9 protein-coding genes are annotated in these 12,359 nt (G+C 64.6%); 7 read left to right on the forward strand and 2 right to left on the reverse strand.

Features of this window, described 5'->3' with window-relative positions; translation table 11 throughout:
- Positions 1–127: 127 nt before the first annotated feature.
- From bamA to lpxB, 6 genes are read left to right on the forward strand one after another with little or no spacing between them, the layout of a single operon-like run.
- Positions 128–2,509 (forward strand): outer membrane protein assembly factor BamA, encoded by a 2,382-nt coding sequence (gene bamA / locus DDF70_RS05355; protein WP_114943821.1) that lies wholly within the window; start codon positions 128–130, stop codon positions 2,507–2,509.
- Positions 2,510–2,547: 38 nt separating this feature from the next.
- Positions 2,548–3,612, forward strand: a complete 1,065-nt coding sequence (gene lpxD, locus DDF70_RS05360) for a UDP-3-O-(3-hydroxymyristoyl)glucosamine N-acyltransferase (RefSeq protein WP_114943822.1) — start codon at positions 2,548–2,550, stop codon at positions 3,610–3,612.
- Positions 3,613–3,652: 40 nt separating this feature from the next.
- A complete protein-coding gene (gene fabZ, locus DDF70_RS05365; RefSeq protein WP_114943823.1) occupies positions 3,653–4,117 on the forward strand; it encodes a 3-hydroxyacyl-ACP dehydratase FabZ in 465 nt (154 codons plus the stop codon).
- Complete coding sequence (lpxA, locus tag DDF70_RS05370) at positions 4,117–4,926, forward strand: acyl-ACP--UDP-N-acetylglucosamine O-acyltransferase (protein ID WP_114943824.1); 810 nt, start codon at positions 4,117–4,119, stop codon at positions 4,924–4,926. The genes fabZ and lpxA overlap by 1 nt, the downstream gene beginning before the upstream one ends.
- The gene (locus DDF70_RS05375; protein ID WP_114943825.1) at positions 4,926–5,789 is read left to right on the forward strand and encodes an LpxI family protein; all 864 of its coding nucleotides are present in this window, start codon (positions 4,926–4,928) and stop codon (positions 5,787–5,789) included. Before lpxA ends, DDF70_RS05375 begins: the two co-directional genes overlap by 1 nt.
- Positions 5,782–6,960, forward strand: coding sequence for a lipid-A-disaccharide synthase (gene lpxB / locus DDF70_RS05380; RefSeq protein ID WP_114943826.1), 1,179 nt, complete (start codon positions 5,782–5,784; stop codon positions 6,958–6,960). The genes DDF70_RS05375 and lpxB overlap by 8 nt, the downstream gene beginning before the upstream one ends.
- A 94-nt stretch (positions 6,961–7,054) precedes the next feature.
- Here the strand turns inward: lpxB and gltA are convergent, their stop codons facing one another.
- Positions 7,055–8,347, reverse strand: coding sequence for a citrate synthase (gene gltA, locus DDF70_RS05385; protein ID WP_114943827.1), 1,293 nt, complete (start codon positions 8,345–8,347; stop codon positions 7,055–7,057).
- A 170-nt stretch (positions 8,348–8,517) separates the two neighbouring features.
- Positions 8,518–9,948, reverse strand: coding sequence for a glutamate--tRNA ligase (gene gltX / locus DDF70_RS05390; RefSeq protein ID WP_114943828.1), 1,431 nt, complete (start codon positions 9,946–9,948; stop codon positions 8,518–8,520).
- A gap of 223 nt (positions 9,949–10,171) precedes the next feature.
- On the opposite strand from gltX, the gene DDF70_RS05395 reads away from it, so the two are divergent.
- A complete protein-coding gene (locus tag DDF70_RS05395; protein ID WP_162820224.1) occupies positions 10,172–12,331 on the forward strand; it encodes a ComEC/Rec2 family competence protein in 2,160 nt (719 codons plus the stop codon).
- The last annotated feature ends 28 nt before the right edge of the window (positions 12,332–12,359 follow it).

Raw genomic sequence — 12,359 nt, forward strand, 5'->3', positions numbered from 1 at the left:
TGGATGTGCCGTTTGCAATGACGGCGAAAGTTTGTACAAGCGGTCCACACAGATAAGGTTGGCGGCACTCGTCTCCAACCTGCGGGGCCTCCTCGCTAGGGACAGAATATAAAGAACGGGCCAGTTGATGATGTCGACGACCACGCCACGCCGGAAAAAGCCGGCCACTACCGCCATTGTCGCGATCAGCGCGCTCATGGCTGGAATTACTGCCGCGGAGAGCGCCTTCGCGCAGCAGGTGGCGCCGGGGAATCGCCGTGCTTCGGCTTCGCAGGGACCTATCGTCAACCGGGTTGTCATCGAAGGTAACAAGCGCGTCGAGAAGGCCCTGATCGAGGATCAGCTTCAGGCTCGGGCCCGGGCGCCCTACAACCAGGCCGCCGTCGACGCCGACGTTCAGCGAATCCTCGAGGTCTATCGCCGTTCGGGCCGTGGTCTTGCCCAGGTGACGCCCCGTCTGGTCGATCTGCCCAACGGCACGGTCGACGTGGTCTACACCATCAACGAGGGTGACAAGACCGGCGTGTCGGATATCCGCTTCGTCGGAAACAACCAGGTCTCGTCGAGCCGCCTGCGCGGCATCATGCAGACCAGCGAATCGAATATCCTCAGCTTCCTCAAGAGCAACGACGTCTACGATCCGGATCGTCTCTCCAACGACCTCGATCTCATTCGCCGGTACTACCTGAAGAACGGCTATGCCGATTATCAGCTCGTCTCCAGCGATGTGCAGTTCGATCCCAATGCTGGTGGTTACGTCATCACCATCACGGTGAACGAGGGTGAGCAGTACCGCTTCGGCAGCGTGGGTGTCGATCCGCGCCTCGCAGGTGTGGATCCCGAGGCTGTCCGCAGAGGCATCGCGACCTCCGAGGGCTCGGTCTACAACGCCGAGGCCGTCGAAAAGTCCGTCCAGGCTCTGACCACGAACGTGGCCCGTCAAGGCAATCCGTTCGCTCAGGTGCGTCCGGTCGGCACGCGCGATCCGTCGACCCGCACGGTCAACCTCTCCTACGTGATCGAGGAGGGTCCGCGGATCTACATCGAGCGCATCAACGTGCGCGGCAACAGCCGTACCCGCGACTACGTGATCCGTCGCGAGTTCGAGCTGGGCGAGGGCGATGCCTATAACCAGGTTCTGGTCGACCGCGCCGAGCGCCGCCTGAACAACCTCGGTTACTTCAAGCGCGTCCGCATTTCGAACGAGCCCGGTTCTTCGGCAGACCGCGTGGTCGTGAACGTGGATGTGGAAGATCAGTCCACCGGTTCGTTCGCGATCTCGGGCGGCTATTCGACGGCCGACGGCTTCATCGGTGAAGTCTCGGTCACCGAGACCAATTTCCTCGGCCGTGGCCAGTTCGTTCGTCTGGCCGGTCAGCTCGGCCAGCGCGCCCACGGCATCGACTTCTCCTTCACGGAGCCGTACTTCCTTGGCTACCGGATGTCGGCCGGTATCGACCTGTATTCGAAGTTCAGCGACCAGACCCGGTATTCCCGTTACGAAAATCGTATCACGGGCGGTACGCTGCGCCTCGGCCTTCCGATTACGGAAGAGTTCTCGGTCACCGCTCGCTACTCGCTCTTCCAGCAGTCGGTGGATATCCCGAACGATGTGAAGCAGCCCTATAATGACTGCTCGGCTCCGATCCCCGGCTATACCGTCCTCAATGCCGATGGTGTGCCGAACCGCGCATTCTGCGAAGGCAACGGTGAAGCATCCCTCGCGATCAAGCAGTCGCAGGGCGATACCCTCACGTCGCTGGCGGGCCTGACGTTCAACTACAACACCCTCGACAACATCCGCGATCCGCGCAACGGCTTCTATGCCGAAGTGAAGACGGACTTCGCCGGCCTCGGTGGCGACTCGCGCTACTTCCGCGTGACCGGCGACGCGCGCTATTATCGCGAACTGTTCGAGGACGTGGTCGGTATCGCTCGCGTCCAGGGCGGTCACATCATGGGCTTCGAGAACAACGATGGCGGCGACAACGGTGATCTCCGCATCGTCGACCACTTCTTCATGGGTCCGTCGCTGGTCCGCGGCTTCGCTCCGAACGGCATCGGTCCGCGTGACATCTCGAGCCTCGACAGCCGCGCGAACGCCGTTGGCGGTACCACCTATTTCGGTGGCTCGCTCGAAATGCAGTTCCCGATCTGGGGTCTGCCGCGTGAGCTCGGCCTGAAGGGCGCGGTCTTCGCCGATGCCGGCACGCTGTTCGGCTACGAAGGGCCGACTAGGTTCGGCCCGAACAGCGGCACGATTCTCGATCCCGCCGATGTTTGCGTACAGAATCCCAACGTACCGCAGAACTGCATCAACGTTCTCGACAGCAAGGTGATCCGCTCCTCCGTCGGTGCTTCGATCCTCTGGAGCTCGCCGCTGGGCCCGATCCGGTTCGACTACGCCTATGCGCTCACCAAGGAAGAGGGCAGGCTTCTTCCGGACGGAACCCGGGTCGGCGAGGACCGTACCCAGGCCTTCCGGTTCACGGGCGGCACTCGCTTCTAATCGGGGAGGGCGCCGATGGGCGCCCTCACTTACTTTTCATGACAGAATCCAATTTCTTCCCGCAGAGCCAGGCGTTGACGTTGCGTCAGGTGGCGGAGATGGCAAATGCAACGCTCCCCGACGGCACCGACGGGGAGTTTTTGCTTAAGGGCGTGGCTCCATTGGAGAGCGCCGGCCCCGGCGATCTCGCCTACATGGACAATCCGGCCTATGTGGGCGCCCTGGCCGCGACGCGGGCGCGAGCCTGTCTCGTGACGCCGCGCTACGCCGCGAAGGTTCCGCCCCACACGGTGGCGCTTGTGACGCCACAGGCCTATCGCGTGTTCGCCCAGGTGCTTGCGGTCCTGTTCCCGTCCGCCATGCGGCCGGAATCGTCCTTCGCGTCGACCGGCATCTCGCCAGGTTCCTTCGTTCACCCATCCGCCCGGCTGGAGCACGGCGTGCGGGTGGATCCTGGCGCCGTCATCGGCCCGCATGCGGAGATCGGGGCCGGCACCCTGATCGGCGCCCATTCAGTCATCGGAGCCCAGGTCAAGATCGGCCGGGACTGCACGATTGCCGCCCATGTGTCGGTGTCCCATGCCTTCATCGGAAACCGGGTCATTCTCCATCCGGGCGTGCGCATCGGCCAGGACGGATTCGGCTTCGCTATGGGGCCTCAGGGGCACCTGAAGGTGCCGCAGGTCGGACGGGTCATCATCCAGGACGATGTGGAGATCGGCGCCAACTCGACCGTAGACCGGGGTGCGAGCCGCGATACGGTGATCGGCGAGGGCACGAAGATCGACAACCTCGTGCAGATCGCCCACAACGTGGTGATCGGCCGCCATTGCGTGATCGTTGCCCAGGTCGGCATTGCCGGGTCCACGACGATCGAGGATTACGTGGCTCTCGGCGGCAAGGTCGCCGTCAAGGGGCACGTGCGGATCGGCATGGGAGCCCAGATCGCGGCGACCAGCGGCGTCAATGGCGATGTTCCGCCCGGCGCTCGGTGGGGCGGCACGCCCGCGCGCCCCATGCGCGAATGGTTCCGCGAGATCACGGCTCTGAAAAAGCTTGCATCCCGGGGCGATTCCGCCAAAGACGACGATGCGTCTTCATAACGTTTGTTGAAGGCACTCACTACCGCCTGGAGTTCACGTCATGTCCGAAGCGCCCACCACGCTTCAAACCGCCGATATCATGGAGATCCTGGAGCTTCTGCCGCACCGGTATCCCTTCCTCCTGGTCGACAAGATCATCGAGATCGACGGCGACAAATCGTGCATCGGCATCAAGAATGTCACGTTCAATGAGCCGCAATTCACGGGCCATTTCCCGTCTCGCCCCATTTTTCCCGGCGTTTTCCTGATCGAGGCCATGGCCCAGACGGCAGGTGCTATCTGCGTCAAAGCGAAGATGGCCGAGCAGGCCAAGCCGAAGCAGGTATTTTTCATGACCATTGATAAGGTAAAGTTCCGCCGGCCGGTCGAGCCCGGAGACCGGGTCGAGTTCCATATGCGCAAGCTGAACAACCGCCGCAACATGTGGTGGTACAAGGGCGAGGCGAAGGTGGACGGCAACCTCGTCTGCGAAGCCGAAGTCAGTGCCATGCTGGTGCTCGAATAATGGAAACGGTGATCCACCCGACCGCGGTCATCGAAGACGGCGCGAAGATCGGCCAAGGCGTCAAAATCGGTCCCTTCTGCACGGTCGGCCCCGAGGTCGAACTGGGCGAGGGCTGCCAGCTCGTGAGCCATGTGGCTCTGGCCGGCCGGACGAAGATCGGGCCACGCACGCGGATTTTCCCCTTCGCATCGATCGGGCATATCCCGCAGGACCTGAAGTACAAGGGCGAGCCCTCGACGCTCGAGATCGGCGCCGACTGCATGATCCGCGAAGGCGTGACCATGAACCCGGGCACGGAAGGCGGCGGCCTGCGCACAATCATCGGCGACCGCTGCGCCTTCCTGGCCAATTCGCACGTCGGCCACGACACCAAGGTCGGCAACGACTGCATCCTGTCCAACAACGTGATGCTGGCGGGCCACGTCACCGTAGGCGATTTCGTGATCTTCGGCGGCGGCTCCGCCGTAATCCAGTTCGCCCGTGTCGGCTCCCACGCGTTCGTGGGCGGCATGTCCGGCCTCGAGAACGACCTCATCCCCTATGGCATGGCCATGGGCAACCGGGCGCATCTGGCGGGCCTCAACATCATCGGCCTGCGCCGTCGCGGCTTCACCCGCGAGCAGATCCACGACATCCGCCGGGCCTATCGCCTGCTCTTCGCCGATGAGGGCACATTGTCCGAGCGCGTCGAGGACGTGGCGGGGGAGTTCGACAAGCATCCCTTCGTGCACGAGATCCTCGACTTCATCCGTGAAGGCGGCGACCGCGCCATCTGCACGCCGCGGGACCCGGTCAGCTCGGCGAGCTAATGCCCTCAGGCCCGATTGCGATCATCGCCGGGGCCGGGCAGCTTCCCATCCAACTCTTGGATCACCTTGAGCGGACGGGACAGGAGGTGCGCGTTCTGGCCTTCCGCGGCTTCGCGGAGCCGGAGCTGCAGCGCCGCGCCCACGCGACCGTCGATCTTCTCGACCTAAAGACCATCATGAGCACCCTGGAAGGGTGGCGGCCGCAGGCCGTCTCCCTCGTCGGCGCCGTGCGGCGTCCCGGCTTCTCGGCGCTTCTGAGTGCCTATTCGCTCCTGCGGAACATGCAGGAGGTGAAGGAGGTCATCACTCGCGGCGACGACCAGGTCCTCCGTGGGGCCGTGATGCTGCTGGAGGAGCGCGGCCACCGGGTCGTCGGCGCCCATGAACTCGCGCCCGATCTCGTGGCCTCCCGGTCCCTGAGCGGCAAGCTGACGCCCAATGCTGATGACCGGGAGGCTGTAACGGTCGGCCTCGATCTCCTCAAATCCCTGTCGGATTTCGATATCGGTCAGGGGGCCGTCATTGCCCGCAGGCATGTTCTGGCGATCGAGGGGCCCGAAGGCACCGACCGCATGATGCGGCGGGTCATGAAGATGCGCCAGTCCTGGTTCGGCCTTCGGCGGCGCGAGGAGGGCGGGGTGCTCATCAAGGCCGCCAAGCGCGGCCAGGATCTCAGGGTCGACATGCCGACCATCGGCCCTCGCACCGTTGCGGAAGCCGCAAGGGCCGGGCTGTCCGGGATCGCCATCGGGGCGGGCTCCACCTTCGTGCTGGAACAGGAGAAGACCCTGCACACGGCGGATCGCCTCGGTCTGTTCCTTGTGGCGGTCGACCTGCCCTGGATGGAGAAAGCCCTTGGCTGAGGAAAAGCCGCTCACGATCTGGATCGTCTCTGGCGAGGAATCGGGCGATCAGCTCGGCGCCAAGCTGATGCGCTCCCTGAAGGCGAGGTTCGGGAGCGGGCACCTGAGGTTCGGTGGGGTCGGCGGGCACGCGATGGAACGGGAAGGCCTGACGAGCCTCTTCCCGCTCGAGGAGATCGCCGTGATGGGCTTCTCCGCCGTCATCGCGCGGCTTCCCTCCATCTTGAAACGCATCCGATTCACGGCCGATGCGGTGGTGGCGGCGAAGCCAGATATGCTTGTCATCATCGACAGCCCGGACTTCACGCATCGGGTCGCCAAGGCGGTCCGGCGGCGGGCGCCGGGCATCCCCATCGTCGACTATGTCAGTCCCTCCGTATGGGCCTGGAGACCCGGCCGGGCGCCGAAGATGCGGGCCTATGTGGACCATCTGCTGGCCCTGCTGCCCTTCGAGCCGGAGGCGCATCGCCGTCTCGGCGGCCCGCCGACGACCTATGTCGGGCACCCGCTGATCGAGCGGCTAGGCGAGATCAGGCCCGCTCCCGGCGAGCGGGGGAAGGGCGATGACGGCCCGGTCAACCTCCTCGTCCTGCCGGGCAGCCGCCGTTCCGAGGTCAGCCGTCTCATGGAGCCGTTCGGCGAGGCACTGGCGCTTCTCCAGGATCGTTCGCTGCGTCCGTTCGAGGTCACGATCCCGGCGGTCCCGCATCTCGCGCAGGAGATCAGGACAAGAGCAGAAACCTGGAGCGTGAAGCCAAGGATCGTGGAGGGGGAAGCGGCCAAATGGGCCGCTTTTCGTGCCGCCGACGCGGCGCTCGCGGCCTCCGGCACCGTGACCCTGGAACTCGGACTCTCCGGCGTGCCGATGGTCGTCGCCTACCGGGTCTCGAAGATCGAGGAAGTGCTGAAATACCTCATCAAGGCCCCGTCCATCGTGCTGACCAACCTGGTCCTCGGCGAGAACGTGATCCCCGAGCTGGTCCAGTGGGACTGCACGCCCGAGAAGCTCGCCGACGCACTCCTGCCGCTTCTGGGCGACACCCCCGAGCGGCAACGGCAGATCGCCGCGTTCGCCAAGCTCGATGGCATGATGAGGATCGGCGACGAGGTGCCGAGCGAACGAGCGGCGCGGATCGTCGAAGAGGTGCTGGGTTCGACTCTGGGCGCCTGAGCGAGTTGGTTCGAACGGACCCTGTGCACGAAACATTCAACAAAGAAAAAGGGGCCTTTCGGCCCCTTTCCAATATCAGATGTTATCGCCGATCTCACCCGCGCTGGGCGACCGTCACGTAGTCGCGTTCCCGCTCGCCGGTGTAGAGCTGGCGCGGGCGGCCGATGCGCTGGGACGGGTCCTCGATCATCTCGCTCCACTGGGCGATCCAGCCGACCGTGCGGGCCAGCGCGAACAGCACCGTGAACATGGAGGTCGGGAAGCCCATCGCCTTCAGGGTGATGCCCGAATAGAAGTCGATGTTCGGGTAGAGCTTCTTCTCGATGAAGTACTCGTCCTTCAACGCGATCTGCTCGAGTTCCACGGCGACGTCGAGGAGCGGGTCGTCCTTGATGCCGAGCTCGTTCAGCACCTCGTGGGTGGTCTTCTGCATGATGCGGGCGCGCGGGTCGTAGTTCTTGTAGACCCGGTGGCCGAAGCCCATGAGACGGAACGGATCGTTCTTGTCCTTCGCCTTGGCGATGTATTCCGGAATGCGGTCGGGCGTGCCGATCTCTTCCAGCATCTTCAGGGCCGCTTCGTTGGCGCCACCGTGAGCGGGTCCCCACAGGCAGGCGATGCCGGCCGCGATGCAGGCGAACGGGTTGGCGCCCGACGAGCCGGCGAGACGCACGGTCGACGTGGAGGCGTTCTGCTCGTGGTCGGCGTGCAGGATGAAGATCCGGTCGAGCGCGCGCGAGAGCACCGGGTTGACCTTGTATTCCTCGGCCGGGACCGCGAAGCACATGCGCAGGAAGTTGGACGTGTAGTCCAGCTCGTTCTGCGGATACACGAAAGGCTGGCCGATGGAGTACTTGTAGGCCATGGCGGCCAGCGTCGGCATCTTGGCGATCATGCGCATGGACGCGATCATGCGCTGGTGCGGATCGGAGATGTCGGTGGAGTCGTGATAGAAGGCCGAGAGGGCGCCCACGCTGGCAACCATGATCGCCATCGGATGCGCGTCGCGGCGGAAGCCGGTGAAGAACCGGTTCATCTGGTCGTGCACCATGGTGTGGCGCGTGACGCGGTAGTCGAAATCGGCCTTCTGGGCGGCGGTCGGCAGCTCTCCGTAGAGCAGCAGGTAGCAGGTCTCGAGAAAGTCGCCGTGCTCGGCCAGCTGGTCGATGGGATAGCCGCGATAGAGCAGAATGCCCTTGTCGCCGTCGATATAGGTGATCTTCGACTCGGTGGCGGCCGTCGAGGTGAAGCCGGGATCGTAGGTGAACATCCCGGTCTGGGCATAGAGCTTCGAGATGTCGATGACGCTCGGGCCAATGGTGCCTTCTTTGACCGGCAGTTCCACGGACTTGTTGTCGACGGTGAGGGTGCTGGTGTTGGAACTCATGCGTCATGGCCCTTTCAAAAAGGAGGCCGGGCAGAACCTAGTGCAACCGGTGGATCGGAGAAGGCCTCCGGGGTTGCGGAACCGAGGTTTGCCGGTCGGTAGGATTATGGCGCCTTCGGTAGCTTATCCGTGGGAACGGAGCAAGCACGTCTAAAGGCGAGAAACGCCTGCTATGCAGCAGGCGCATCCTTGGTTTGGTCGTTCAGGCGCGACAGGGTTTCATCCTTTCCGAGGACCACCATCACGTCGAAGATGCCGGGCGATGTGGCCCGCCCCGTCAGGGCGGCGCGGAGAGGCTGAGCGACTTGGCCGAGCTTGGCCCCGATAGCCTCGGCGTGCTCGCGCACGACCGCTTCCACGCTCGCAGCCGTCCAGTCGGACACGGCTTCGAGCCTCTCGGAAAGGCCGGCAAGGCGAGCCCGGCCGTCCGCGATAAGGCTCGCTGCCTTCTCGTCCATGTGCAGCGGACGCTGCGCATAGAGGTAATAGGCGCTGTCGAGCAGCTCCACGAGCGTCTTGGCGCGCTCCTTGAGGCCCGGCATGGCGGCGATCAGCTTCTGGCGCAAGGCCGGCTTGAAGGTGCGCCCCAAATGGTGCTCGTCCTTGTCGAGTTCCGGCAAAAGGTCCTCGAGGGCCTGCACCAGCCGCTCGTCGTCGGCCTGACGCATGTAATGGCCGTTGAGGTTCTCCAGCTTGGCGAAATCGAACCGTGCCGGCGAACGGCCGATGCTGCCGAGGTCGAAGGCGTCGATCATCTCCTGGGTGGAGAAGATTTCCTGGTCGCCATGGCTCCAGCCGAGACGGACGAGATAGTTGCGCAGCGCCTCGGGCAGATAGCCCATGCTGCGATAGGCTTCGACGCCGAGCGCCCCATGGCGCTTCGAGAGCTTGGCTCCATCGGGGCCATGGATGAGCGGGATGTGGGCCATCTTCGGCACGTCCCAGCCGAGCGCCTGATAGATCTGCGTCTGGCGTGCCGCATTGGTCAGGTGATCGTCCCCGCGAATGACGTGCGTCACGTTCATGTCGTGATCGTCCACCACGACGGCGAGCATGTAGGTGGGCGTGCCGTCCGAGCGAAGGAGAACGAGATCGTCGAGATCCTTGTTCTGCCACACAACGCGGCCCTGTACCTCGTCCTCGACCACCGTCTGGCCCTCGGTCGGCGCCTTGAGGCGGATGACGGGCTTGACGCCCTCCGGAGCCTCGGACGGGTCACGGTCGCGCCAGCGGCCGTCGTAACGCAGGGGACGGCCCTCCTTGCGGGCGGTCTCGCGCATCTCCTCCAGCTCCTGCTGGCTGGCATAGCAGTAATAGGCGCGGCCCTGCGCCAGGAGGCTCTCGGCGACCTCCTTGTGGCGGGCTGCACGGGAGAACTGATAGACCACGTCGCCATCCCAATCGAGGCCGAGCCATTTCAGTCCGTCCAGGATGGCCGCGATGGCAGCGTCCGTGGAGCGCTCCCGGTCCGTGTCTTCGATGCGCAGCAGCATCTTGCCCCCATGCCGCTTGGCATAGAGCCAGTTGAACAGGGCCGTGCGTCCCCCTCCGATATGCAGGAAGCCGGTGGGAGAGGGGGCGAAGCGGGTGACGACGGTCATCGCAGGAAACCTTGAGTAAAAACGTGTGGTCGCGCGGCTTTTCCAGCCGCAGCGTCATCCGACTCAATCCACAGGGCGGTTTGGGCCGGAGCGTGCGGTCGTCTAGCATGCAAGCGTATCCGCGTTAAGCCGAAGTCCAATGGAAGACAACCAAGGAAATCCCCGCAGGATCCCGCGCAGCACAGCGCGGGTGGTGGCGCTTCCTCGGTCCTGGACCATCCCAGTGATCTGGTTCCTTCCGGATGGGCCCGCTTGGCTGTCCCGGAATGTCTCCCTGGAACTCGAACAGCGCCGGCTCTTCCCATGGATCGCTGTCTTCTTTGGGCTCGGCATCGTGTTGTTCTTCCAGGCCGAGGGCCAGCCGGCCATCTGGGCGCCAGTTTCCGCATTTGCGCTCTTCGGCGCTGCCGCGATGGTTTTCCGTCGAAGCCTTGCGGTCGTTGCGGCCATGATCGCGCTTGCCGCGCTCTTCGTGGGGTTCACGGCGGGCGTGATCCGCACCCGGAGCGTGGCGGCGCCCGTTCTGACCCGCGTCGTCATCACGCCGGTCACGGGCTTCATCGAGACCATCGAAGACCGCGAGGGCGGAAAGCGGCTGCTTCTGCGCGTGACCGGGATGAAGGACGTTGCGGATGCCGTACGGCCCGAGCGGGTGCGCGTTTCTGTGCGCAACGGCGAAGGGCTGTCTCCCGGCCAGCTGATCGCCGGCACGGCACGTCTTCTGCCGCCGCCTCAGCCGGCGTGGCCCGGCGGCTACGACTTTGCGCGCGATGCCTATTTCAAGGGAATTGGCGCCGTGGGCTCCATGGTCGGACAGGTTCGCCGGATCGATTCACCGGAAGGTCCAGGCTGGTCTCTGCGGCTGGCGGCAAGCGTCGACCAAGCGCGCAATGCGCTGACCGAACGCATCGCCTCGGCCATCGGTGGGGCGGCCGGCGGTGTCGGTGCCGCGCTGGTGACGGGCAAGCGCGGCCTTATTCCCGAGTCGACGAACGACGTGCTTCGCGGAGCGGGCATCTACCATATCGTGTCGATCTCTGGTCTCCACATGGTGCTGGCCGCAGGCACCTTCTTCTGGCTTGTCCGGGCGCTCCTTGCTCTTGTGCCGGGCGTCGCTCTGCTCTGGCCGGTGAAGAAGATCGCGGCCGTTGCGGCCATGGTCGGAGCCACGATCTACTGCATCTTCTCCGGCTCCGACGTCGCAACCGAGCGCTCGCTCATCATGACGCTCGTGATGTTCGGCGCTGTCCTCGCGGATCGTCCCGCCCTGAGCATTCGCAACCTGTCGATTGCCGCGATCATCGTGCTGATGCGGGAGCCGGAAGCATTGCTCGGGCCGAGCTTCCAGATGTCGTTCGGCGCCGTTGCCGCCATGATGGCGCTCGTACCCCTGATGAACAGGCCGAGGCTGGAGGGAGCTGGGGGTGGTGTCGTCTCACGGGGCGTCGTGTGGGTGGGGCAGGCCGCGCTCGGCCTCGTCACGACGACGCTTGTGGCCAGTTTCGCGACGGCTCCCTTCGCCGCTTATCATTTTCAGAGCCTCAATCCCTATGGCCTCGTCGGCAACGCGCTCGCTCTCCCGCTCGTCTCGCTGATCGTAATGCCGTCCGCCGTTCTCGGCGTGCTCGCCTATCCCTTCGGGCTCGACCGTCCGATCTGGCAGTTCATGGGGGCAGCCGTTTCCCAGGTCCTCGACGTCTCGGCCTGGGTCGGAGGTTTCAGCGGCTCGACCCTGGTCGTGCCGGCTTTGGGGAGCGCAGCGCTCGTTCTCCTGAGCCTCGGGTTGATCCTTGTGTCCGTGCCGGCCTCGGCCCTGCGGTGGCTGGCTGTCGTCCCGGCAGGGGCAGGGCTGGCCTTTGCCGCAATGCCGGGTCGCTATGACGTCTTTATCGACAGGGATGGGACAGGGGCAGCCATTCGCAGCAGAGGAGGGCAGCTGTCGCTCGTAGGGCGGCCGTCCGATTTCGTCGCGGAGCAATGGCTGCGCGCCGATGGAGATTCGAGAAGCGCCGATGACGGACGTCTCAGACAGGAGACCAAGTGTGATCCCGCAGGTTGCGTGGTCGCGGCCGCCGAGGGGCGATGGGTCGCCTTCGTACAGGATTTCGCGGCTTTCGAAGAGGATTGTCGACGCGCGGCCGTGATCATCACGAGACTTAAGGCGCCGCCTACGTGCAAGGCGTCCTTCATCTTGGACGGGAACGATCTGAAGGAGCGCGGAGCGACGACGATCCGCTTCAGCCCTGAGGCTGTCGAACTGCGTTCCGTCCGAAAGGGACGGGAGACCAGAGCCTGGCGCGGAGCCGAAACGCACCGGGCCGAAATGTCGACTGCTCCGGAAAGACCACGCCGCGCAGCCTGTTCCGGAGCAGGATTTCCCTGAGGAAGACCTTCAAGCATCGGATGAGAAT

It is taken from the genome of Microvirga calopogonii, from assembly GCF_003347665.1.
Lineage (GTDB): Bacteria > Pseudomonadota > Alphaproteobacteria > Rhizobiales > Beijerinckiaceae > Microvirga > Microvirga calopogonii.

Excerpts from the sequence above, each read along its gene's own strand:
- bamA (WP_114943821.1), top strand. The coding sequence starts at position 128 with ATGATGTCGACGACCACGCCACGCCGGAAAAAGCCGGCCACTACCGCC.
- lpxD (WP_114943822.1), top strand. The coding sequence starts at position 2,548 with ATGACAGAATCCAATTTCTTCCCGCAGAGCCAGGCGTTGACGTTGCGT.
- fabZ (WP_114943823.1), top strand. The coding sequence starts at position 3,653 with ATGTCCGAAGCGCCCACCACGCTTCAAACCGCCGATATCATGGAGATC.
- lpxA (WP_114943824.1), top strand. The coding sequence starts at position 4,117 with ATGGAAACGGTGATCCACCCGACCGCGGTCATCGAAGACGGCGCGAAG.
- DDF70_RS05375 (WP_114943825.1), top strand. The coding sequence starts at position 4,926 with ATGCCCTCAGGCCCGATTGCGATCATCGCCGGGGCCGGGCAGCTTCCC.
- gltA (WP_114943827.1), bottom strand. The coding sequence starts at position 8,347 with ATGAGTTCCAACACCAGCACCCTCACCGTCGACAACAAGTCCGTGGAA.
- gltX (WP_114943828.1), bottom strand. The coding sequence starts at position 9,948 with ATGACCGTCGTCACCCGCTTCGCCCCCTCTCCCACCGGCTTCCTGCAT.